The 22,128-nt window shown below is 75.1% G+C and carries 25 protein-coding genes; 15 read left to right on the forward strand and 10 right to left on the reverse strand.

The genetic code is table 11. The features are described from left to right. Nucleotides 1-291 precede the first annotated feature (291 nt). From ACWF41_RS20180 to ACWF41_RS20205, 6 genes are all read left to right on the forward strand, one after another. Complete coding sequence (locus tag ACWF41_RS20180; RefSeq protein WP_380316420.1) at nucleotides 292-1,515, forward strand: histidinol-phosphate transaminase; 1,224 nt, start codon at nucleotides 292-294, stop codon at nucleotides 1,513-1,515. After that, nucleotides 1,515-2,117, forward strand: coding sequence for an imidazoleglycerol-phosphate dehydratase HisB (gene hisB, locus ACWF41_RS20185; RefSeq protein ID WP_380316423.1), 603 nt, complete (start codon nucleotides 1,515-1,517; stop codon nucleotides 2,115-2,117). Before ACWF41_RS20180 ends, hisB begins: the two co-directional genes overlap by 1 nt. Nucleotides 2,118-2,121: 4 nt before the next feature. Continuing rightward, a complete protein-coding gene (locus tag ACWF41_RS20190) occupies nucleotides 2,122-2,667 on the forward strand; it encodes a hypothetical protein (RefSeq protein ID WP_380316426.1) in 546 nt (181 codons plus the stop codon). 195 nt (nucleotides 2,668-2,862) lie between these two features. Beyond that, nucleotides 2,863-3,504, forward strand: coding sequence for an imidazole glycerol phosphate synthase subunit HisH (gene hisH, locus ACWF41_RS20195; protein WP_380316510.1), 642 nt, complete (start codon nucleotides 2,863-2,865; stop codon nucleotides 3,502-3,504). A 78-nt stretch (nucleotides 3,505-3,582) separates the two neighbouring features. Continuing rightward, nucleotides 3,583-4,314, forward strand: coding sequence for a bifunctional 1-(5-phosphoribosyl)-5-((5-phosphoribosylamino)methylideneamino)imidazole-4-carboxamide isomerase/phosphoribosylanthranilate isomerase PriA (gene priA / locus ACWF41_RS20200; RefSeq protein ID WP_380316429.1), 732 nt, complete (start codon nucleotides 3,583-3,585; stop codon nucleotides 4,312-4,314). After that, entirely contained in the window at nucleotides 4,311-5,099 is a 789-nt protein-coding gene (locus tag ACWF41_RS20205; RefSeq protein WP_380316432.1) for an SseB family protein, read from the forward strand. Before priA ends, ACWF41_RS20205 begins: the two co-directional genes overlap by 4 nt. Nucleotides 5,100-5,130: 31 nt before the next feature. Here the strand turns inward: ACWF41_RS20205 and ACWF41_RS20210 are convergent, their stop codons facing one another. From ACWF41_RS20210 to ACWF41_RS20230, 5 genes are all read right to left on the reverse strand, one after another. Continuing rightward, entirely contained in the window at nucleotides 5,131-6,012 is an 882-nt protein-coding gene (locus ACWF41_RS20210; RefSeq protein WP_380316435.1) for a S1C family serine protease, read from the reverse strand. Next, entirely contained in the window at nucleotides 6,009-6,602 is a 594-nt protein-coding gene (locus tag ACWF41_RS20215; protein ID WP_380316438.1) for a hypothetical protein, read from the reverse strand. Before ACWF41_RS20215 ends, ACWF41_RS20210 begins: the two co-directional genes overlap by 4 nt. A gap of 1 nt (nucleotide 6,603) precedes the next feature. Next, nucleotides 6,604-6,984, reverse strand: a complete 381-nt coding sequence (locus ACWF41_RS20220; protein WP_380316441.1) for a DUF1844 domain-containing protein — start codon at nucleotides 6,982-6,984, stop codon at nucleotides 6,604-6,606. 137 nt (nucleotides 6,985-7,121) lie between these two features. Then, nucleotides 7,122-8,582, reverse strand: coding sequence for a catalase (locus ACWF41_RS20225; protein WP_380316444.1), 1,461 nt, complete (start codon nucleotides 8,580-8,582; stop codon nucleotides 7,122-7,124). A 32-nt stretch (nucleotides 8,583-8,614) separates the two neighbouring features. Next, complete coding sequence (locus ACWF41_RS20230) at nucleotides 8,615-9,085, reverse strand: Fur family transcriptional regulator (RefSeq protein WP_380316447.1); 471 nt, start codon at nucleotides 9,083-9,085, stop codon at nucleotides 8,615-8,617. A 463-nt stretch (nucleotides 9,086-9,548) separates the two neighbouring features. On the opposite strand from ACWF41_RS20230, the gene infC reads away from it, so the two are divergent. The 8 genes from infC (at nucleotide 9,549) to ACWF41_RS20270 (ending at nucleotide 17,645) form a co-directional block, all read left to right on the forward strand. Next, nucleotides 9,549-10,487 carry a translation initiation factor IF-3 gene (infC, locus tag ACWF41_RS20235; protein WP_380316513.1) on the forward strand — a complete coding sequence of 313 codons (939 nt, stop codon included), beginning with the start codon at nucleotides 9,549-9,551 and terminating at the stop codon, nucleotides 10,485-10,487. A gap of 101 nt (nucleotides 10,488-10,588) precedes the next feature. Further along, nucleotides 10,589-10,783, forward strand: a complete 195-nt coding sequence (gene rpmI, locus ACWF41_RS20240) for a 50S ribosomal protein L35 (RefSeq protein WP_380316449.1) — start codon at nucleotides 10,589-10,591, stop codon at nucleotides 10,781-10,783. Nucleotides 10,784-10,847: 64 nt separating this feature from the next. Beyond that, the gene (gene rplT / locus ACWF41_RS20245; RefSeq protein ID WP_079576292.1) at nucleotides 10,848-11,231 is read left to right on the forward strand and encodes a 50S ribosomal protein L20; all 384 of its coding nucleotides are present in this window, start codon (nucleotides 10,848-10,850) and stop codon (nucleotides 11,229-11,231) included. A gap of 56 nt (nucleotides 11,232-11,287) precedes the next feature. Continuing rightward, nucleotides 11,288-12,139, forward strand: a complete 852-nt coding sequence (locus ACWF41_RS20250; RefSeq protein WP_380316453.1) for a TrmH family RNA methyltransferase — start codon at nucleotides 11,288-11,290, stop codon at nucleotides 12,137-12,139. 41 nt (nucleotides 12,140-12,180) lie between these two features. Further along, complete coding sequence (locus ACWF41_RS20255; RefSeq protein ID WP_380316456.1) at nucleotides 12,181-12,885, forward strand: 2'-5' RNA ligase family protein; 705 nt, start codon at nucleotides 12,181-12,183, stop codon at nucleotides 12,883-12,885. Nucleotides 12,886-13,064: 179 nt separating this feature from the next. Next, nucleotides 13,065-14,153, forward strand: a complete 1,089-nt coding sequence (pheS, locus tag ACWF41_RS20260) for a phenylalanine--tRNA ligase subunit alpha (protein WP_380316459.1) — start codon at nucleotides 13,065-13,067, stop codon at nucleotides 14,151-14,153. Then, nucleotides 14,153-16,765, forward strand: a complete 2,613-nt coding sequence (gene pheT / locus ACWF41_RS20265; RefSeq protein ID WP_380316462.1) for a phenylalanine--tRNA ligase subunit beta — start codon at nucleotides 14,153-14,155, stop codon at nucleotides 16,763-16,765. Before pheS ends, pheT begins: the two co-directional genes overlap by 1 nt. After that, nucleotides 16,758-17,645: an SDR family NAD(P)-dependent oxidoreductase gene (locus ACWF41_RS20270; protein WP_452183148.1), complete on the forward strand. Its 888-nt coding sequence runs from the start codon at nucleotides 16,758-16,760 to the stop codon at nucleotides 17,643-17,645. Before pheT ends, ACWF41_RS20270 begins: the two co-directional genes overlap by 8 nt. Nucleotides 17,646-17,661: 16 nt before the next feature. On the opposite strand, the gene ACWF41_RS20275 is transcribed toward ACWF41_RS20270, so the two are convergent. The 5 genes from ACWF41_RS20275 to ACWF41_RS20295 are packed head-to-tail and all read right to left on the reverse strand — an operon-like array spanning nucleotide 17,662 to nucleotide 21,580. Further along, a complete protein-coding gene (locus ACWF41_RS20275) occupies nucleotides 17,662-18,447 on the reverse strand; it encodes an LLM class F420-dependent oxidoreductase (protein WP_380316468.1) in 786 nt (261 codons plus the stop codon). 34 nt (nucleotides 18,448-18,481) lie between these two features. Beyond that, complete coding sequence (locus ACWF41_RS20280; protein ID WP_380316471.1) at nucleotides 18,482-19,273, reverse strand: methyltransferase domain-containing protein; 792 nt, start codon at nucleotides 19,271-19,273, stop codon at nucleotides 18,482-18,484. Between the two features lie 52 nt (nucleotides 19,274-19,325). Continuing rightward, complete coding sequence (locus ACWF41_RS20285; protein ID WP_380316474.1) at nucleotides 19,326-20,309, reverse strand: quinone oxidoreductase family protein; 984 nt, start codon at nucleotides 20,307-20,309, stop codon at nucleotides 19,326-19,328. A gap of 27 nt (nucleotides 20,310-20,336) precedes the next feature. Continuing rightward, entirely contained in the window at nucleotides 20,337-20,939 is a 603-nt protein-coding gene (locus ACWF41_RS20290; RefSeq protein ID WP_380316477.1) for a DUF1684 domain-containing protein, read from the reverse strand. Beyond that, nucleotides 20,936-21,580 (reverse strand): class I SAM-dependent methyltransferase, encoded by a 645-nt coding sequence (locus tag ACWF41_RS20295; RefSeq protein ID WP_380316480.1) that lies wholly within the window; start codon nucleotides 21,578-21,580, stop codon nucleotides 20,936-20,938. The genes ACWF41_RS20290 and ACWF41_RS20295 overlap by 4 nt, the downstream gene beginning before the upstream one ends. Before the next feature lie 22 nt (nucleotides 21,581-21,602). On the opposite strand from ACWF41_RS20295, the gene ACWF41_RS20300 reads away from it, so the two are divergent. Then, nucleotides 21,603-22,121: a GNAT family N-acetyltransferase gene (locus ACWF41_RS20300; protein WP_380316484.1), complete on the forward strand. Its 519-nt coding sequence runs from the start codon at nucleotides 21,603-21,605 to the stop codon at nucleotides 22,119-22,121. Nucleotides 22,122-22,128: the final 7 nt, after the last annotated feature.

The following is a 22,128-nucleotide window of genomic DNA, read 5'->3' on the forward strand; positions in this document are numbered from 1 at the left end:
TGCTTCTCCCTCCACGGGCCGCGCGACGGGCGGCCCACACGGCGTGCTGCTGATATCTCGACGGTAGGCGCAGCGGGCCGCCGACGCACCGGGAGAGTCTTGTGAATGTCATCACAAGGTGCGGAGTTCCAACGACGAGGGCATGTGAGAGCGTTCACGAGGCGCCCCTGCGTGAGGGCAGAGAGAGCGTCCGGTGCGACCGGCCGGCGTCGCGCGGGGGTGTGCGGCAAGGCACTCGGCCGAGGGGCGGACGGCGCTCCCGGCGGCGGGGCGGTTCCGTAGACTGGCGTCGTGACCACCCCTCTGTCCGTCCCCGCGCCCGCGGGCGGGGTCGACGGCGCGCGGCTGCCGCTGCGACCGGAGCTCGCCGACGAGGCGCCCTACGGCGCCCCGCAGCTCGACGTCCCCGTGCTGCTGAACGTGAACGAGAACCCGTACGCCCCGTCGGAGGCCGTCGTCGAGACGATCGCCCGCTACGTCGCGGACGCGGCGCGGGGGCTCAACCGCTACCCCGACCGCGACTTCGCGGCGCTCCGCGGCGACCTGGCCGACTACCTGGCGCTCGAGTCCGGGGTGCGCCTCGCGCCCGAGCAGGTCTGGGCCGCCAACGGGTCCAACGAGGTCATGCTCCACCTCCTGCAGGCGTTCGGCGGCCCCGGCCGCACGGCGGTGTCGTTCGCGCCCACCTACTCGATGTACCCCGAGTACGCGCGCGACACCCACACGCGCTGGGTCACCGGCCGGCGGGAGAGCGACTTCACCCTCGACGTCGACCACGCGGTCGCGACGATCGAGGAGGTGCGCCCGTCGGTGATCCTGCTGGCGAGCCCCAACAACCCGACCGGGACGGCGCTCCCGCTCGCGACGGTGGAGGCGATCCTCGCCGCCGCGGCCCGGATCGAGGTGCCGGACGCCCCGCTGCGCGACGGCCGCCGCGCGGGCGCCGTCGTCGTCGTGGACGAGGCCTACGCCGAGTTCCGCCGCCCGGGCACGCCGTCAGCGCTCGAGCTGCTGGCCGCGAACCCGCACCTCGCGGTGTCGCGCACGATGTCGAAGGCGTTCGCCGCGGCCGGGCTGCGGCTCGGCTACCTCGCGGCGGCTCCCGCGCTCGTCGACGCGCTGCGGGTCGTGCGCCTGCCGTACCACCTGTCCGCCGTGACGCAGGCGGCCGCTCGGGGCGCGCTCGCCCACCACGAGGAGCTGCGCGCCCAGGTGCGCGACCTGCGCGGCGAGCGCGACGCCCTCGTGGCCTGGCTGCGCGAGCAGCGGGTGGACGGCCGCCCGCTGCAGGTGGCCGACTCCGACGCGAACTTCGTGCTGTTCGGCACGTTCGGCGACCGGCACGCCGTCTGGCAGCGCCTGCTGGACCGCGGCGTCCTCATCCGCGAGACCGGCCCCGAGGGCTGGCTCCGGGTCTCCGTGGGCACGCCCGCGGAGAACGCCGCGTTCCGGGCCGCCTTCACGGAGGTCGTCGGCCAGGTCATCGGCGCCGAGGCGCCCGAGAAGGAGGACTGATGCAGCACCGCACGGCCCGCGTGGAGCGCACGACGAGCGAGTCGAGCGTCGTCGTCGAGCTGGACCTCGACGGCACCGGGCGCACGGAGATCTCGACCACCGTGCCCTTCTACGACCACATGCTCACGGCGCTCGGCAAGCACTCGTTGATCGACCTCACCGTGCGCGCCACGGGCGACACTCACATCGACGCGCACCACACCGTCGAGGACGTCGCCATCGTGCTGGGGGAGGCGCTGCGCGAGGCGCTGGGCGACAAGCGCGGCATCTCCCGGTTCGGCGACGCCACCGTGCCGCTCGACGAGGCGCTCGCGCTCGCCGTCGTCGACGTCTCCGGCCGCCCGTACCTGGTCCACTCCGGCGAGCCGGAGGGGCAGGAGTACCACCTCATCGGTGGGCACTTCACCGGTTCGCTCACGCGGCACGTGCTCGAGTCGATCGCGCACCACGCGGGCATCTGCGTGCACGTGCGCGTCCTCGACGGCCGCGACCCGCACCACATCGTCGAGGCCCAGTTCAAGGCGCTCGCCCGCGCGCTGCGCGCCGCCGTCGCCCCCGACCCCCGCGTCGAGGGCGTCCCGTCCACGAAGGGTGCGCTGTAACCGCATGACCACCGATCCCGACCGGCAGCCTGACCCGCAGCCGGACCTGCCCGACGACCTGCCGGAGGGCTTCGAGGTCCCCGACGACCTGTCGGGCCTCGACGGCACCCGCAAGGACCCCGAGCTGGCGGTCCTCGTCACGCAGATCGCCGGCGCCGATCCCCTGGCGGCGGCCTGTTCGCTCGCCGCGCTCGACGTCGACGCCGTGCCCACGCCCGTGGGCGCGGTCGCCGTGCTGCGCGACACGAGCAACGACGCCCCGGACCACGCGGCCGCGGCCATCTCGAAGCTCGTGGCGGGCGTCCCGCTGGTGCTCGTGACCCGCTGGGGAGAGCAGCTCACCTGCGTGCGCTACGTCGACGGCGAGGCCGAGGGCGAGCTGCCCCCCGGCCTGGTGCTGGGCGGGGCGCCGGAGGCCCTCGAGGACCTCGTCACCGGTCAGCTCACGGTCGCCGACCTGCCGGGCGTCGTGCCGTCGTCGAGCATCGGCCGGTTCAAGGCGATGCGGATGCTCACGGGCGCCGCGCGCAAGGCCCGCAAGAAGCAGTAGGGGAGACGCATGCCGGACACGCCCACCGGGACGCCCAGCACGGCCGACCCGGACAACGGCCGGGACCACGACCGCGAGAAGGTCGCCGCAGCGCAGGAGGCGGCGGGGATCGCGCCGCTGCTGCCGCACGGCGGCGCCGCGGCCGCGCTCAACCCCGCGCCGGCGCCCGCCCGCGCCGACGGGCGGTCCCGCGTCGTGGTGCTCGACTACGGCTTCGGCAACGTCCGCTCGGCCGTGCGCGCCCTCGAGCGGGTGGGGGCCGACGTCGAGCTCACCGCCGACCTGACGCGGGCCGCGGAGGCAGACGGGCTCGTGGTGCCGGGCGTCGGCGCGTTCGCCGCGTGCATGGCCGGCCTGCGCGCCGTCCGCGGCGACCAGGTGATCGACCGCCGCCTCGCGGGCGGACGCCCCGTGCTGGGCATCTGCGTCGGCATGCAGGTCATGTTCGACGCCGGGGTCGAGCACGGCGAGCGCGCCGAGGGCCTGGGCGAGTGGCCCGGCGTCGTCGAGCGCCTCGACGCGCCGGTCGTGCCGCACATGGGCTGGTCGCCGGTCGAGGCGCCCGAGGGCTCGCGCCTGTTCGCCGGGGTGGAGCAGGAGCGGTTCTACTTCGTGCACTCCTACGCCGCGCAGGAGTTCAGCCAGGGGCACGACGGTGACGCCGATCCCCGCTACACGCCGCCCCTGGTCACCTGGGCGCGGCACGGCGCGCCGGGCTCCGAGGCCCGGTTCGTCGCCGCGGTCGAGAGCGGACCGCTCGCCGCCACGCAGTTCCACCCCGAGAAGTCCGGCGACGCCGGCGCGACCCTGCTCGAGAACTGGGTCCGCTCGCTCTGAGCGCCGTCGTCCCGATCATCGCCGCACCCGCCCTGCCGTCCCCGAACCGGCAGTCGTAGAACCTGGAGAGACATCCTCATGACCGACCGCCTCGTGCTGCTGCCCGCCGTCGACGTCGCCGACGGCCAGGCCGTCCGCCTCGTGCAGGGGGAGGCCGGCTCCGAGACGTCCTACGGCGACCCGCTGGCCGCCGCCCGCGACTGGCAGGCGGGCGGCGCCGAGTGGATCCACCTCGTCGACCTCGACGCGGCCTTCGGGCGTGGGTCGAACGCCGAGCTGCTCGCCAGCGTCGTGGCCGAGCTCGACGTCCAGGTCGAGCTGTCGGGCGGCATCCGCGACGACGCATCGCTCGAGCGCGCCCTCGCGACCGGCGCGCGCCGCGTCAACATCGGGACGGCCGCGCTGGAGGACCCGCAGTGGACCGCGCGCGTCATCGCCGAGCACGGCGACGCCGTCGCGGTGGGCCTCGACGTGCGCGGCACCACGCTCGCCGCGCGCGGCTGGACGCAGGAGGGCGGCGACCTGTGGGAGGTGCTCGCCCGCCTGGACGACGCCGGCTGCTCCCGGTACGTCGTCACGGACGTCACCAAGGACGGCACGCTGCGCGGCCCGAACGTCGACCTGCTGCGCGAGGTCGCGTCGCGCACGCCCGCCAAGGTGGTTGCGTCGGGTGGGATCTCGTCCCTGGCCGACTTGGAGGCGCTGCGCGCCCTGGTGCCGGACGGCGTCGAGGGCGCCGTGGTGGGCAAGGCCCTGTACGCCGGGGCGTTCACGCTGCCCGAGGCGCTCGACGTGGCGGGCCGGCCGTGACAGCCGAGGACGGCCGGGCCCTGCCGGGCCACCTGAGGTCGATCCAGCCGACGTCGCAGTTCGCGGGCGACGACGGGTCGGCCGACCCGGAGCTCGCCGCCCTGCTGCACGCGCACGCCGACGGCGCCGGGTCGCTGCAGGACGTCGTCCGCCGCCTCGCCGCGACCCGCGTGCTGGTGCCCGTGCTGGCGGAGCTCGCCGTGGCGGACGTCGTGGAGCACGAGGGCCCCGCCGGGACGCAGGAGCTGCACGTCGACAAGGAGGCGGCCGCCGGCGTCGTGGCGATCGAGGCGCCCGACGGCCGCCGCGCCCTGCCCGTTTTCACGTCGGTCGACGCGATGCGCGCCTGGCGCGCCGACGCGCGACCCGTGCCCGTGGAGGCGCCCCGCGCCGCGCTGTCGGCGGTCAGCGAGGACTGGTCGCTGCTGGTGGTGGACCCCGCCGGCCCGGCGACCGCCCTCGTGCCGCGCCCCGCGGTGTGGGCGCTCGCGCAGGGCCACGAGTGGCGGCCCGCGCTCGTCGAGGGCGCGGACGGCGCGCTCGTGGTCGACGCCGACGTGGCGACCGCCGTCGCGGACGCCGCGGCACCCGTGCAGCACGTCGTGCGCGCGCACGCCGAGCGGGGCCGGAGCGCGGAGGTCGCCGTCGTCCTGGCGCTCGACCCCGGCCTGGACCGGGCGGGCCTGGACCGCGTGCTCGCGCAGGTGAACGCGCGGCTCGGCGCCTCGTCCGTGATCTCCTCGCGCGTCGACTCCCTCGAGCTGCGGGTGGGCGCCGCCCGCTGACCGTGGTGGTCGTGATCGTCGGCCCGGCGGCCTACGGCTCGTCGGTCGCGGCGCCGGAGGCGCGGTCCGCCGGGTCGTTCGTCGGCGTGGCGGACGGCGTGCCCGAGGCGGCGTCGGTGGGCTCGTCGGTGGTTTCGTCGGTCGGCTCGGCGCAGGGCGGCAGGGCTCGGAAGCCGTCGGCGTCGTCCAGCACGCGTTCGAGGGTCGAGACGGGGACCAGCAGCGAGCGGTCGTCGGAGGTCTTCGCGTACACGACGCCGATCACGCGGCCGTCGGAGTCGAGGGCGGCGGACCCGGACGAGCCGGGCTCGACGGTCGCGTCCGTGAGCAGCACCTCGCCCAGGTTCTCGTGCAGCGGGTCCGTGGTACGCCCGATGACCTCGCCGGCCGTGATGGTCAGGCGCCCGCCCTCGGGGTAGCCGACCACGGTCACCGCGTCGCCCGGCTCGGGGTCGGCGGCGGCGAGGGTCGGGTGGCTCGGCAAGGGGTCGGCGGTGCGCACGAGGGCGAGGTCGGCCAGCGACGCGCTCCCGGCGGCCGCCACCTCGAGGTCGCGGCCGTCGTAGGTGCTGACCTCCAGGGTCTCGGAGTCGGCCACCACGTGGCGGTTGGTGATCAGCGTGTGCTCGTCGACCGCGAAGCCGGACCCCGTCGACAGCCCGCTGCAACCGACGTTGCGGATCCGCACGGCCATGCGCTGCACGGCGTCGAAGCCGTCGGGGGAGAGGCCCTCGGCGCCGCTCGGGTCGAGGGACGGGGCCGCGCTGTGCGCCACAGCGGTCGGCACCACGTCGCCCGGCACCGGCCCCGGCAGCGACGGGAGCACCCCGCAACCGGCGAGGGTCGCGGTGACGAGGAGGGCGGGCCCGGCGCGCAGGGCCCGAGCCGTCCCGCGGCGGGGCGCAGGGGTCACCGGTCCAGCTCCCGCTGCAGCTGGTCGCCCGCCTTCGAGGCCTGCGTGCACAGGGTGCCGACGTCGGACGCGAACCGGTCGAGGTCTTTCGCGTCGTACGCGTCGGGGTCCTCCAGCGAGGAGATGAGCTGGGACTGCGCGTCGACGCACTCGCCGAGTGCCGTCGTCACGACGCCTGCGGCCTCGCTCACCCGCTGCTGGTAGTCCACGTACTGCTGCGACGCCACGTTCTCGTCGCCGAGCTGCGCCTTCTCGTTGGCGAGGTCCGTGATGCGCTCCGTCGCGGTGGCGAGCTGTTCGCGCGCGGCCACGAGCTCCGCGTCGGTGGCGCTGAGCTCGGCGTCGAGCGCCGCGACCCGGTCGGCGTACCCGCGGGCCTCGCGCTCCCAGGTGTCGCTGTGCTCCTGCCAGCGCGTCGTCGTGACCCACAGGTACGCACCGACGCCGAGCGCGGCCGCCAGGAGCACGGCCAGCACCACCACCGTCCTGCGGTGGTCATGGCGCCGCGCCGGCGCGGCGCCGGCCGGCGTCGCCGGGTCCGGGGTCGGCTCCGGCGAGGGCGGCGGCGGCCAGGCGGACGGTGCGGACATGTCAGACGACGGAGCCCGTGTACTTCTCGCCGGGGCCCTCGCCCGGGGCGTCCGGCACGACCGACGCCTCGCGGAACGCGAGCTGCAGCGACTTGAGCCCGTCCCGCAGGGAACGGGCGTGCTGGTTGCCGATGTCGGGGGCGCTGGCGGTGACGAGCGCGGCGAGCGCGGTGATCAGCTTGCGGGCCTCGTCGAGGTCGAGGTGGCCCTGGGCGTCGGCGTCCTCCGCCAGGCCGCACTTGACGGCGGCGGCGCTCATGAGGTGCACCGCTGCTGCGGTGATGACCTCGACGGCCGCGACGTCGGCGATGTCGCGGGTCGCGGAGTCCTCGGGGCTCGTCGTGGCGTCGGGGGAGGGGTTCGCGTCGGGCGTGGTGCTCATGAGGACCATCTTCGCATCGGGTCGGATCGGGTCGGATCGGGTCGGGCCCGGTCGGGCCGGAGACGTCGCCCGGCGCGAGGGCCGAGGCCGGGCCCCTGGCGGGGACCCGGCCTCGGCGTGCCGCGGGGCGCGGGCGGTCAGCCCGCCGCGACCTCGGAGCGCAGCTTGGCGCCGAGCTCGGCGTCGACGTTCGTCCAGTACTGGAAGAAGCGCTCGCGGATGTCGTCGATCGTGATCGACTTCCCCTGGCCGGCGAGGGTCTCGAGGAAGCGGGCCTTGGCGGCGTCGTCGAAGACCTCGCGGTACAGGGTGCCCGCCTGGCCGAAGTCGTCGTCCTCGGAGTGCAGGGTCTGCGCGGAGCGCAGCAGCGCGCCGTCCGTCTCCCAGGCCGCCTCGACGCCGCGAGCAGGGTCGGCCACGGGGCCGCCCTCGGCGCCGAACGAGTTCGGCGTGTACACGCGGTGCTCCGGGCCGTTGAAGTGGTATTGCATGTTGCCCTGGTGCATGTAGTTCGCGACGGGGGCGGCGTGCGGCTGGTTGACCGGCAGCTGGTTGTAGTTCGTGCCGATGCGGTGCCGCTGGGCGTCCGGGTAGGCGAAGACGCGTGCCATGAGCATCTTGTCGGGCGAGATGCCGGTGCCCGGCACCTGGTTGCCCGGCGAGAACGCGGCCTGCTCGATCTCCGCGAAGAAGTTCTTCGGGTTCCGGTTCAGCGTGAAGGTGCCGACCTTGATGCGCGGGTAGTCCTTCTTCGACCACGTCTTCGTCATGTCGAACGGGTTGAAGCGGTACGTCTTGGCGTCCTCGTACGGCATGACCTGCACGTAGACGTCCCACGAGGGGAAGTCGCCGCGGTCGATGGCCTCGTAGAGGTCGCGGCGGTAGTAGTCCGCGTCCTCACCGGCGATGCGCTCGGCCTCCTCGGCCGACATGTGCTCCACGCCCTGCTGGGACAGGAAGTGGTACTGCACCCAGAAGCGCTCGCCATCGGCGTTGATCCACTGGTAGGTGTGCGAGCCGTAGCCGTTGAGGTGGCGCCACGACTTCGACAGGCCGCGGTCACCCATGACGTACGTGACCTGGTGGGCCGACTCCGGGGACAGGGTCCAGAAGTCCCACTGCATGTCCGCGTCGCGCAGGCCGGAGGCGCCGAGGCGCTTCTGCGAGTGGATGAAGTCCGGGAACTTCATCGCGTCGCGCAGGAAGAAGGTCGGCGTGTTGTTGCCCACGATGTCGAGGTTGCCCTCGGTGGTGTAGAAGCGCAGCGAGAAGCCGCGCACGTCGCGCCAGGTGTCGGGGGAGCCCTGCTCGCCCGCGACGGAGGAGAAGCGCAGGAGGGTCTCGCTCGTCGCCCCCTTCTGGAAGACGGCCGCGCGGGTGTAGTGCGACACGTCCTCGGTGACGACGAGCTCCCCGAAGGCGCCGCCGCCCTTGGCGTGCGGGTTGCGCTCCGGCACGCGCTCGCGGTTGAAGGAGGCGAGCTTCTCGACCAGGTAGCGGTCGTGCAGGACGGTGGGCCCGTCCGCACCCACGGTCAGCGAGTGCGCGTCGCTCGCGACCGGGGTTCCGGTCTGCGTCGTCGTGAACGGCGTCGTCATGTGATGACGTCCTCTCTGGAGGGGGTTCCGGTTCAGATGGTCGTGCCGGTGACGCCGGCTGCCGGGACGGGGTCGGCAGCGGGGTCGTCGGCACAGGCGGGGCACAGGCCCCAGAAGGTGACCTCGGCGAGGTCGACGGCGAAGCCGTGGGACGCGCTCGGCGTCAGGCAGGGCGCATGCCCCACCGTGCAGTCGACGTCGGCGACGGCGCCGCAGGAGCGGCACACCACGTGGTGGTGGTTGTCGCCGGTGCGCCGCTCGTACCGCGCGGGATGGCCGGCCGGCTCCATGCGACGCAGGAGGCCGGCCGACGTAAGCGCGTGCAGGCAGTCGTAGACGGCCTGCACCGATACCGAGCCGAGGTCGGCGCGCACCGCGCGCACGACGTCGTCCGCGGTGGCGTGCTGGTGCCCGGAGAGCGCGCGCAGGACGGCGAGCCGCGAGCCGGTGACGCGCAGGCCGCGTTCCCGGAGCAGCGCGTCGTCCGTCCTTGCCGTGGTCATGGCGGCGACCCTGCCACACTTTCTGGAACGATTCCAGTAAAGTCCGCGGGGTGGCGTCGGGGGTGCGCGGGGGAGCCACACATCACAGCGGGACCGGCCGGAGGGCACGCCTGCTGGAGCCGATCTCGTGCTAGTCTCGATGGCTGACCGACCTGTATCCGTGCGCACGGAGCTCCGAGCGAGCCGCCGTCGCCGGGTCCGGGTGCATCAAGTGGATCCCATCCCACCCGAGCACCGACCGAGCGCCACGGCGCCGACAGGAGCCGGGTCTCGGTCGGACGCTCCTGTGGGCGTCCGCCTCGGTCGTCGGAGCGCTCGCGCGCCGGCGTCGGTAGATGGCCTCCACCTGTGCTCAGGTCGGGGGCCTTTCCCGTCCCTGACGGTCTACCGACGAGTTCCTAGGAGCATCACCATCAGCGAGCCTCGCATCAACGATCGGATCCGCGTCCCCGAGGTCCGACTCATCGGCCCGGGCGGGGAGCAGGTCGGCGTGGTCGCCACGGGAGTCGCCCTGAAGCTTGCCCAGGACGCCGACCTCGACCTCGTCGAGGTGGCCCCGGACGCCCGTCCGCCCGTCGCCAAGCTCATGGACTTCGGCAAGTTCAAGTACGAGTCGGACATGAAGGCGCGCGAGGCGCGGCGCAACCAGGCGAACACGGTCCTCAAGGAGATCCGGTTCCGCCTGAAGATCGACCCGCACGACTACGGCACCAAGAAGGGCCACGTCGTCCGCTTCCTCGAGGCGGGGGACAAGGTCAAGGTCATGATCATGTTCCGCGGTCGCGAGCAGTCGCGCCCGGAGATGGGCGTGCGCCTGCTGCAGCGGCTCGCGGACGAGGTCTCGGACCTCGGCTTCGTCGAGTCGATGCCGAAGCAGGACGGCCGCAACATGACCATGGTGCTCGGCCCGGTGAAGAAGAAGGCCGACGCCAAGGTCGAGCAGCGCAAGCGGTCCAGCGAGATCAACGCGCAGCGCAAGACCAAGTCGGAGGTCAAGGCCGAGGCGCGTGCGCGCGCCGAGGGCGACACCACGCCGGCCGCCGCCGAGCCCGCCGTCGACGAGGCCCCCGAGGCCCCCGCCGTCGAGCAGGCCCCCGCCGTCGAGCAGGCCCCGGTCGCCGAGCAGGCGCCCGAGCCGCGCCCGGCAGCCGAGAAGAAGGCGCCCGCGCCGGCCAAGTCCGCCACCGCTCCGGCGAAGGCCGCCCCCGCGAAGGCTGCTCCGGCGAAGGCTGCGGAGGCTCCCGCGAAGGCGGCGGCTCCGGCCAAGCCCGCGGCGGCGCCGAAGCCCGCGACGCCGGCCAAGCCGGCCGCAGCCGCGACGCCCAAGCCCGCGACGCCGAAGCCCGGCACCCCGCGGCCGCCGGCCCCGCGGCCGAAGCCGACCCCCCGCACGGGGCGCTGAGGCCTCATACCGACCATCTGGCACCGGGCCGCTCGCCGGCCCCGGTCCGCACCACGTCCCCGCCAACCGGCGGGTGACCGACACGAGGAGAGACGGCAGTCATGCCGAAGAACAAGACGCACTCCGGCGCCAAGAAGCGCTTCCGGGTCACCGGCAGCGGCAAGGTCATGCGCGAGCAGGCCAACCGCCGCCACCTGTTCGAGCACAAGCCGACCACCCGCACTCGCCGCCTCGCGATGGACCAGCAGGTCTCGCAGGCCGACGTCAAGAAGATCAAGAAGCTGCTCGGCAAGTGACCCTCACGGCGGCCGTCGAGGCCGCCGGGATCGCTTCCGGACCCGACACTGCAAGGAGCATCACGTGGCACGCGTGAAGCGGGCGGTCAACGCCCACAAGAAGCGCCGTACGACCCTCGAGCGCGCCAGCGGCTACCGCGGCCAGCGTTCGCGCCTGTACCGGAAGGCGAAGGAGCAGGTCACCCACTCCCTCGTCTACTCGTACCGCGACCGCAAGGCGAAGAAGGGCGACTTCCGCAAGCTGTGGATCCAGCGCATCAACGCTGCGTCCCGCGCGCAGGGGCTGACCTACAACCGCCTCATCCAGGGCCTCAAGGCCGCTGGCGTCGAGGTCGACCGCCGCATGCTCGCCGAGCTCGCGGTCAACGACGTGGCGGCGTTCAACGCGCTCGTCCAGGTCGCCAAGGACGCGCTGCCGGCCGACGTCAACGCGCCCAAGGCCGCCTGAGCCACCCGCTCAGCACCCCAGGACGCCCGGACACCCCTGATCTGTCGATGCCGCGCATGTTCTCAGGCATCCCCGACGTGACGCTCGCCAACCCGCGGGCGGACCGGGTCAAGCAGGTCAGGGCGCTGTCCGGGCGTCCTGCGCGTTCCCGGCACGGGCAGTTCCTCGTCGAGGGCCCGCAGGGCGTGCGCGAGGCCGTGCGCCACGCGCCCGACGACGTCCGGGACGTCTACCTCACCCCCGCCGCGGCCGATCGCTACGACGAGATCGTGGCGGCGGCCGACGGCGCCGGCCTGCGCCTGCACGTGGGCACGCCCGAGGTGCTCGAGGCGATGAGCCCCGACGCCCAGGGCGTGCTCGCCGTCGTGCGGCAGCGCGCCCTCGCGCTCGACGACACCCTGCGTGGGATCGACGCGCGACCCCTGCTGGTCGCGGTGCTCGCGAACGTCCGCGACCCCGGGAACGCCGGCACCGTGATCCGCGCGGCGGACGCCGCGGGCGCGGACCTCGTGGTCCTCGCCGGCGAGAGCGTCGACGTGCACAACCCCAAGGTGGTCCGCTCCACGGCGGGATCCCTCTTCCACGTGCCGGTCGTGACCGGCGTGCCCCTGGCCGACGTCGTCGCCGCGGTGCACGACGCGGGCTGCGTCGTCCTCGCCGCCGACGGCACCGGCGAGCACGATCTCGACGACCTGCTCGACGTGGCCGGCGCCGCCCCGGCCGGGCGGCCCGATCTCGCCGGCTCGACCGCCTGGGTCTTCGGCAACGAGGCGTGGGGCCTGCCCGAGGCCGACCGCGCCCTCGCGGACGCCGTCGTGCGCGTGCCCATCCGCGGCCGCGCCGAGTCGCTCAACCTCGCGACCGCCGCCACGGTGTGCCTGTACGCCAGCGGGCGCGCGCAACGCTGACGGCACGTTCGGTGCCTGTGCGGACGTGGCACGATGCGGGGATGCGCCTGTTCACGGCCGTGTACCCGTCGGCGTCCGCCGGGAACCACCTCGAGCTCGCCCTCGCGGGGGTGGGCGGCGGCGCACGGTCCGACCCGGGCCGCGGGCTGCGATGGGTGCCGCCCGAGCAACGACACGTGACGCTCGTCTTCCACGGCGAGGTGCCCGACGGCGCCGTGCCCGACTACGTGGAGGCGCTGCGGCTCGCGCTCGCCGACGTTCCGTCGTTCGAGCTGGCTCTGGCGGGGAGCGGGTCGTTCGGCGGCCGGACGCTCTGGGTGGGGGTCGCCGGGGCGGTCGACGACCTGCGCCGCGCGGCCGGGCTCGCGCAGGATGCCGCCGTGGGCGCGGCGGGCCTGCCCGCCTCGGACCGCGCCTCGGGGCGCCCACACCTCACCGTCGCGCGCGCCACCCTCCGGGCGGAGGGCGGCCGGGGCGTCGCCGGCGTGCGCGGGGGCTCCCGCCGTCCGCGCGGCCGAGAGGCGGAGGGGTCGCCGCTGGTGCCGTGGGCGCAGGCCCTCGCCGTCTACCGCGGTCCCGCCTGGGACGTGGGCACCGTGCGCGTGGTCGCGTCCCGGCTCGGGGAGGGTCGCTCCGGCGGTCCGCTGCACGAGGACGTCGCCGTCGTCCCTCTGGCGGGCCGCGACGGCCTGGCGGGCCAGGACGATCTCGCGGACCGCGACGGCGCCGGGCCGCCCGTGCCATGATGGGAGGCGTGACACGCCGCGACCGCCGATTTACCGGGCCCGCCACGGGCCCGACCTCGGCTGCGCCCGCGCGCTGAGCGCGCGCGGCACCGCGGACGCCGACCTGACCGGCCCTGGCGGGCACATAAACTGACCCCGCCGCCACACCCCTTCGCAGGGACCCTCTCAGGAAGGCACGCATGTCCACGCCCGCACCCACCCCAGACCTCGGCGCAGACTCGTCCGGCCCCGACCCGCTCGACGTCCCGGCCCTCGACGCCGCGGTCGACGACGCCCTCGCCGCGATCGCCGCGGCCGGCGACCTCGACGAGCTCAAGGCCGTCCGCAGCGCCCACACCGGGGACAAGAGCCCGCTCGCCCTGGCGAACCGCGCCATCGGCGCCCTGCCCGGCTCCGACAAGTCCGCCGCCGGCAAGAACGTCGGCCCGCGCCGCGGCCGCGTGAACCAGGCGATCGCCGCGCGCCAGGCCGAGCTCGAGGCCGAGCGGGACGAGCGCGTCCTCGTCGACGAGGCCGTCGACGTCACGCTGCCGACCGACCGCCGACCGCTCGGGGCGCGGCACCCGATCGAGCTGGTCCAGGAGCGCGTCGCCGACTTCTTCGTCGGCATGGGCTGGGAGATCGCCGACGGCCCCGAGGTCGAGGCGGAGTGGTTCAACTTCGACGCCCTGAACTTCGACCCGGACCACCCGGCCCGGCAGATGCAGGACACGTTCTACGTGTCCGGCGAGGGGGACAAGCCGTCCAACCTCGTGCTGCGCACCCACACGTCGCCCGTGCAGTCGCGCTCGCTGCTGTCGCGCGGCGTGCCGCTGTACGTCGCGTGCCCGGGCAAGGTGTTCCGCACCGACGCGCTGGACGCCACGCACACCCCCGTCTTCCACCAGGTCGAGGGCCTGGCGGTCGACAAGGGCCTGACGATGGCGAACCTGGTCGGCACGCTCGACGCGTTCGCGCGGGCGATGTTCGGCCCGGAGGCGCGCACGCGGCTGCGTCCGAGCTTCTTCCCCTTCACCGAGCCCAGCGCCGAGATGGACCTGTGGTTCCCGCAGAAGAAGGGCGGGGCCGGCTGGATCGAGTGGGGCGGCTGCGGCATGGTCAACCCGAACGTGCTGCGCGCGGCCGGGATCGACCCCGAGGAGTACCAGGGCTTCGCCTTCGGGATGGGCATCGAGCGCACGCTCATGCTGCGCCACACGATCGCGGACATGCACGACATCGTGGAGGGCGACGTGCGCTTCTCCACCCAGTTCGGGACGGAGATCTGATGCCTCGCATCGTCACTGACTGGCTCGGCGACCACGTCGAGCTGCCGGCGGACCTCACCGCGGAGCAGCTCGCGGCGGCGCTGGTGAAGGTCGGCCTGGAGGAGGAGGAGATCCACCCCGCCGCCGTCACCGGCCCGCTCGTCGTGGGCCGCGTGCTCGCGCAGACGCCCGAGCCGCAGAAGAACGGCAAGACGATCAACTGGTGCCTGGTCGACGTCGGCCCGGAGCACAACGCCACGCACATCAAGGGCGTCGACGACGCCGACGTCCCCGTGGGCGGCGCGCGCGGAATCATCTGCGGCGCGCACAACTTCGGCGTGGGCGACCTCGTCGTCGTGTCGCTGCCCGGCACGGTGCTGCCCGGCGGGTTCGCGATCGCGGCGCGCAAGACCTACGGCCACGTCTCCGACGGCATGATCTGCTCGGTGCGCGAGCTCGGCATCGGCGAGGACCACGACGGCATCCTCGTGCTGACCCGCGCCGGCTTCGACGCCGCGGACCTCACCCCGGGCCAGGACGCGATCGCGCTGCTGGGCCTCGGCGACGAGGTGCTCGAGATCAACGTGACCCCGGACCGCGGGTACGCATTCAGCTACCGGGGCGTGGCGCGCGAGTACTCCCACTCCACGGGCGCGCGGTTCACGGACCACGGGCTCGCGGCGAACCTCACCACGCCCCCGCCCGCCGCCACGGCCGACGGCTTCGCGGTCGAGGTCGAGGACGCGGCGCCGATCCACGGCCAGGTCGGCTGCGACCGGTTCGTCACCCGCGTCGTGCGGGGCATCGACCCCGCCGCGCCGACGCCGGACTGGATGAAGCGGCGCCTGGAGGGCTCGGGCATGCGCTCGATCTCCCTGGCCGTCGACGTCACCAACTACGTGATGCTCGACCTGGGTCAGCCGTTGCACGCCTACGACCTGGGCTCGGTGGCCGCGCCGATCGTCGTGCGCCGGGCGGCGCCCGGCGAGCGTCTCACGACGCTCGACGACGTCGACCGCGCGCTGGACGCCGAGGACCTGCTGATCACCGACTCGCCCGCGGGCGAGCGGGGCGCGCGCGTGCTCGGCCTGGCCGGCGTCATGGGCGGGGCGTCGTCCGAGGTGGGCGAGGCCACGACCGACGTGCTCGTCGAGGCCGCGCACTTCGACCCGATCACCGTGGCCCGCACCGCGCGCCGGCACCGGCTGCCGTCCGAGGCCGCCAAGCGGTTCGAGCGCGGCGTGGACCCGCTGCTGCCCGCCGTCGCGGCGCAGCGCGTGGTCGACCTGCTCGTGGAGCTGGGCGGCGGCACCGCCGACCCGGCCGTGAGCGACCTGGACACGACGACGGCGCCCAAGCCCGTGCGTCTCGACGTCACCCTGCCCACACGGCTGTCGGGCGTCGCGTACGACCGGGCACAGGTGGTGGGCATCCTCGAGCAGATCGGCTGCACGGTCACCGACGCGGTGGCGGGCGCCGCCGTGGACGCGGTGCGCGTGACGCCCCCGTCGTGGCGCCCCGACCTCACCGAGCCGGCGGCGCTGGTCGAGGAGGTCGTGCGCATCGCGGGCTACGACCAGATCCCGTCCGTGCTCCCCGCCGCGCCCGGCGGCCGCGGCCTCACCACCGAGCAGCGCGCGCGCCGCTCGGTGGCGCGCGCCCTCGCGGAGGCGGGGCTCGTGGAGGTGCTGTCCTACCCGTTCGTCGGGCAGGCGGACCTGGACGCGCTCGGCCTGCCCGCCGACGACGTCCGCCGCGAGACCCTGCGGCTGGCCAACCCGCTGGCCGACGACCGTCCGTCGCTGCGCGCCGACCTGCTCTCGACGCTGCTCGAGACGGCGCGCCGGAACGTCTCGCGCGGGCTGCCCGACGTCGCGGTGTTCGAGATCGGTCTGGTCACGCGGCCGGTGCCGGGCACGCCCGCGCCGCCGCAGCTGCCCGTCGGCGTCCGCCCGTCCGACGAGGACCTCGCGGCGCTGGTCTCCGCGGTGCCCCCGCAGCCGCGGCACGTCGCCGGCGTCCTCACGGGCAGGGCACGCCCGGCCGGCTGGTGGGGCGACGGCCGCGCGGCCGACTGGACGGACGCGCTCGCCGCCGCCCGCCTGGTGGCCGAGCGGACCGGGGCCGAGGTCACGGTCGTGGCCGACACGGGCACGATGCCGTGGCACCCCGGGCGCTGCGCGGCGCTCACCCTCGCCGACGGCACCGTCGTCGGGCACGCGGGCGAACTGCACCCGAAGGTCGTCGAGGCGCTCGCCCTGCCCGCCCGGGCGGCGGCGTTCGAGCTCGACCTCGGCGCGCTGATCGCCGCGGGCGGCGAGGAGCCCGTCGCGGCGTCGCCCGTGTCGGCGTTCCCGGCCGCCAAGGAGGACTTCGCATTCGTCGTCGACGCCGCGGTGCCCGCGGCGGACGTGCACGCCGCCGTCGTGGCGGGGGCCGGCACGCTGCTGGAGGACGCGCGCCTGTTCGACGTCTTCACCGGCGAGCAGGTGGGCGAGGGCAAGAAGTCCCTGGCCTACTCGGTGCGGCTGCGTGCCGCCGACCGCACCCTCACCGCGGACGACGTGCGCGCCGTCCGCGAGGGCGTCGTCGCGGCGGCCGCCGAGCGCGTGGGGGCCGTGCTGCGTGGCTGACCTCGTGGCGGGGTCGGGGCCGTGGGGGGCCGTCGCCACGACGGTCCCCGCGGCCCGGACGGCGCTCGTCACCGGCGCGAGCCGGGGGATCGGCCGCGCCGTCGCGCTCGGGCTCGCGGCGGCGGGCCTCGACGTGGCGCTCGTCGCGCGCGACCCCGGCCGCCTCGCCGAGGTGGCGCGCGAGGTCCGCGGCCTCGGCCGGGTCGCCCTCGAGCTCCCCGCCGACGTGACCGACGCCGCCGCGGTGGCGGCCGCCGTGCGGTCCGCCGAGGCGGCCTCGGCCGACGGCGGGCTCGGATCGGTGGACCTGCTCGTGAACAACGCGGGCCGCATCGACGCCGAGGTGCCGCTGTGGGAGGCCGACCCGGACGAGTGGTGGGCGGTGCTCGAGACCAACGTGCGCGGGCCGTTCCTGCTGGCCCGGCACGCGGTGCCGGGGATGCTGGCGCGCGGTGGCGGCCGCGTCGTCGACCTCAACAGCGGCGCGGGCTCGCACGACAACGCCGTCGCGACCGCCTACAACGCCAGCAAGACGGCGCTGATGCGCCTCGGCGCGGGCCTGCACGACGCCGGCCACGCCCGCGGGCTGCGGGTCCTGGAGGTCGCGCCCGGCGTGGTGCGCACGGACATGACGGGCGCGATGCGCGCCCACGTGGGGCGGACGGAGTGGACGCCCGTCGAGCGCACCGTGGACCTCGTGACGGCGTTCGCGCGAGGCGACCTGGACGCCTGCTCCGGCTGGTTCGTCCGCGCCTCGCACGACACCCCGGACTCGCTGCGGCGGCTCGCGGACGACGCGACGGCGCCGGCCGCGCGCCGGCTGCGGGTGCAGCCGGCGGCGGACGAAGACCCGCTCGGCCCGGCGCTCACCGGACGGTGAGCCCAGGGCGCAGGGCTCACCGGCGCTCGTCGCGCCAGCGCACCCACTGCTCCACGAGGGACAGATCGTAGTCGGGCCCGCTCGTGCCGATGGTGAACAGCGTGGCGCCGGCGTCGAGCAGCTTCTGCCCGACCTCCTGGGGCGGGGCGCCCACGCCGACCGAGCGCTCCACGAGCGCCGCGGTGTCGCGCCCGACGGCGTCGCCGTGCTCGTCGAGGATCGCGGACTTGCGCGTGAGGGTGTCGACGTCGCCGAAGGAGTGCCAGACGTCGGCGTGCTCGGCCACGAGGCGCAGCGTCTTCTTCTCGCCCCCGCCGCCGATGAGGACCGGGATCTGCCGCGTCGGGGCGGGGTTGCCGGCCGCGAGCCTGGCCTTGATGCGGGGGAGCGCCTCGCCCAGGTCGGCGATGCGCGATCCGGCGGTGCCGAACTCGTAGCCGAACTGGTCGTAGTCCTTGGCGAACCAGCCCGCGCCGATGCCGAGGATCAGGCGGCCGCCGCTGATGTGGTCGACCGTGCGGGCCATGTCCGCGAGGAGCTCGGGGTTGCGGTAGGAGTTGCACGAGACGAGCGCGCCGATCTGCACGCGCTCGGTCTGCTCGGCCCAGGCGCCGAGCATGGTCCAGCACTCGAAGTGCTTGCCGTCGGGGTCGCCCGAGAGCGGGAAGAAGTGGTCCCAGTTGAAGATCACGTCGACGCCGGCGTCCTCGGCGCGCCGGACGGCGTCGCGCATCTGGGCGTAGTCGGCGTGCTGCGGCTGGAGCTGGACCCCGATGCGGACGGGGAAGGTGGTGTCGGTCACGGCGCGAGCCTACGACCGCCTGCAGGCGGTCCCGTCACGCCGTCCGGGTGGCGACCGCGAAGACGCGCCGGAACGCCAGCGGCGTGCCGAACGGGCGCCGCGGGTACGCCTCGCGCAGCGCCGCGCCGAGCTCCGCGTCGAACCGTGCGCGCAGGTCCGTGCCGTGCGCGGCGTCGTGCGCGTCGAGCGCGTGCAGCACCGGCTGGGCGCCGGTCGCCGAGATCCACCGCAGCACCGGGTCGTCGCCGTCGAGCACGTGCGTGTAGGTGGTCTCCCAGGCGTCGACCGACCAGCCGGGCCCGGACAGGAGCTCGAGGTACTCGGCGGGGTCGCCGACGGTGCGGCGCTCGACCGGCCCGACGACGGCGGCGTAGGGCGCGCGGCCGGCGACCTCGCGCAGGGTGCGGTGGCTCGGAGCGTCGTGGTTGCCGGGGACCGAGAACGCGAACGTCTGCCGGGCGGTCGCGGCGAGCGCGGGGAGGAGCTCGCGGTGGCCGGGCACCCACTGGAGCGTGGCGTTGCTGATGACGAGGTCCGCCTCAGGCGCGGGGCCGTGGCCGGCCGCGTGGTCGCGCACGTCGGCGAGCTCGTACCTGCCGTCCGGGTCGGCGGCCCGGGCTCGCTCGATCATGGCGGGCGAGGCGTCGAGCCCGACGAACGAGGCGTCCGGCCACCGATCGCGCAGCACGGGCGTGAGGTGGCCGGGGCCGCACCCGAGGTCGACGACGCTCGACGGCTCGCGCAGGACGCGGGCGACGAGCTCGCCGAACGGGCGGGAGCGTTCGTCGGTGTAGCGCAGGTAGGCGGTGGGGGACCAGTCGGCCACGGCAGTTCCTCTCGACGTCGAGTATCTCGACATCAAGATACTCTGCCAGGACCTAGGGAACCAGCAGCACCTTCCCCGTGGTGGCGCGGCTTTCGAGCGCGCTGTGCGCCTGGCCCGCCTCGGCGAGCGGGAAGGTCGCGCCGACGCGGACGTCGAGGTCGCCCGACGCCGCGGCGCCCAGCACCTCGGCCGCGCGCCACTCCAGCTCCCCGCGGGTGAGCGTGTAATGCGCCAGGGTGGGCCGGGTGAGGTACAGCGAGCCGCCGGAGTTGAGGCGCTGCGGGTCGAACGGCGGCACCTGCCCGGACGCGCCGCCGAACAGCACCAGCGTGCCGCGCGGGCGCAGGGAGGCGAGGGAGGCGTCGAACGTCGCGCGCCCCACGCCGTCGTACACCACGTGCACGCCCCGCCCGTCGGTCAGGTCGCGCACGACGGCGGGCAGCTCGGTGGCGATGTCGTCCATGGCCGCGTAGTCGATCGTGTGGGCGGCGCCGGCCGCCGACGACAGGGCCGCCTTCTCGGGCGAGGAGACCGTCGTGATGACGCGACCGCCGCGCGCCACCGCGAGCTGCGTGGCGAGCAGGCCCACGCCGCCCGCGCCGGCGGTGAGCAGGACGTCGTGACCGGGGCCGACCTCGAACGTGGACGCCACCAGGTAGTGCGCCGTCATGCCCTGCAGCGGCAGCGCGGCCGCCGTGACGAGGTCGAGGCCGGCGGGGACGCGGACGGCGTTCGCGGCGGGCACGACGGCCAGCTCGGCGTACGAGCCGGGCGCCTCGTTCCAGGCCACCCGGTCGCCCACCGCGAAGCCGGTGACGCCGTCACCGAGCGCCTCGACGGTGCCCGCGCCCTCGACGCCGACGACGTGCGGGTAGTCCATCGCATACACGCCCGCGCGGCGATAGGTGTCGATGAAGTTGACCCCGGCCGCCGCGACGCGGACGAGGAGCTCGCCCGGCCCCGGTGATGGATCGGGCTGCTCGACGTACTCCAGGACCTCGGGACCACCCGCCGCGCGGGCCACGACTGCGTGCATGGCTCCGAGCCTACGCACGCCGTCCGGTCAGTCCATCCGCTCCCCGGCGCGCACGGGCGCGTCGAGCCGGTTGCCGGCGGGCGCGAGCGGGCACGTCCATGCCGGGTCGTAGCGGCACGACGGGTGGTAGGCGAAGTTGAGGTCCACCACCATCCGGCCGTCCGTCGCGCCGAGGTCGGCGCCCTTGGCCGTGTCGAGCAGGTAGCGGCCCCCGCCGTAGGAGCCGTCCCCGGCCGTGCCGTCCCGCAGCGGCACGAACAGCCCGCCGCCGTACTGGGCCAGCCACCAGACGTCGAGCGTGCCGAGGCCGGGCAGCGCCAGCACGCCGACGCGCTCCATGGTGGTCGTGCCGTCCGTGCCGGTGTCGACGTCGAGGGTGGCCGGGGCGGCCGGCCGCAGGGGCAGCTCGAAGCGCAGCGCGGGGTCGTAGGGCCAGGACGGCAGCCCCGACGCGCGCAGCGGGTCGCCGGCCGGCAGCGGGCTCTGGGGGTGGGTGACGAACAGGTCGTCCCGACCCTCCCGCCAGACCGCGTGCCCCTCGGCGGGGTCCGGGACGGCGCGCACCGCCGCGTACAGCTCGGCGACCCGGCGGCGCCAGTCGGCGAGCTCGAGGGCGGAGGCCGGCGTCACGACGCCGCCCCGGGGGCGGAGGCGACCTCGAGCTCGGCGAGCAGCAGCGCGTCGCCGCCGGCGTGCCGCCAGGCCGCGTGCCGGCGCAGCCGGAGGCCCGCCTCCGCGGCCCGGGCGGCCAGCAGCTCCGGAGTGGCGAAGCGGTCGTGGTGGACGGGGAAGGCGTGGCGGACGACGGCGGGTCGCCCGAACCCGGTGAACGTCGCCGTGACGACCCGTCCGCCGGGCCGCAGCACGCGCGCCCACTCGGTGAGCGCCGCCGCCGGGTCGGGCAGCAGGTGCAGGGCGGTGACGCACGTGACGAGCTCCACGGAACGGTCGTCGAGCGGCAGCGCGGCGGCGTCGGCCCGCACCAGCCGGGCCGCGGGCACCTCGCGCCGGGCGACGGCGAGCATGTCGGGGGACAGGTCCACGCCGGTCATCGCGAGCGGGCGTGGCGCGGCGGCCGCGAGCGCCCGCAGCACCAGGCCGGTCCCGGTCGCGACGTCCAACACGTCGCGCACGTCGTCGAGCGCGCAGAACGCCGCGACCTCGACGGCCAGGTCGCGGTGCATGGCGCTCTCGTCGTAGGTCGCGGCGCGGGCGTCATACGCCGCCGCGACCGCGGCCGAGACGGCGTCGTCGGTGGGGGTCGAGGTCACGGCCCGACCCTATGCTTCGCGTGTGACCGCAGACACCCGTGCCGCCCTGACGATCCGACCCGCCACCGACGACGACTGGCCTTCGCTGTGGCCCATCGTCGAGGCGGTGGTACGCGAGGGCGAGACCTACGTCTACCCGCTCGACCTCACGAGCGAGCAGGCGCGGGAGATCTGGATGGAGCGGGCCCCGGGAGCGACGGTCGTGGCGGAGGGCGCGGACGGGACGCTCCTGGGCACGGCCAAGATGGGCCCGAACCGACCCGGCCACGGCGACCACGTGGGCACGGCGTCGTTCATGGTGTCGCCCGCCGCGCGCGGGCTCGGGGTGGGCCGGGCGCTCGGCGAGCACGTGGTCGCCTGGCATCGCGAGCAGGGTTTCCGCGGCATCCAGTTCAACGCGGTGGTGGAGTCGAACGAGGCCGCGGTGCGGCTCTGGCGCTCGCTCGGGTTCGAGGTCGTGGGCACGGTGCCGGGCGCCTTCCGCAGTCCCGCGCACGGCTTCGTCGGGCTGCACGTGATGTACCTGCCGCTCGTGGGCTGACGCTCTG

This window comes from Isoptericola sp. NPDC055063, from assembly GCF_053608125.1.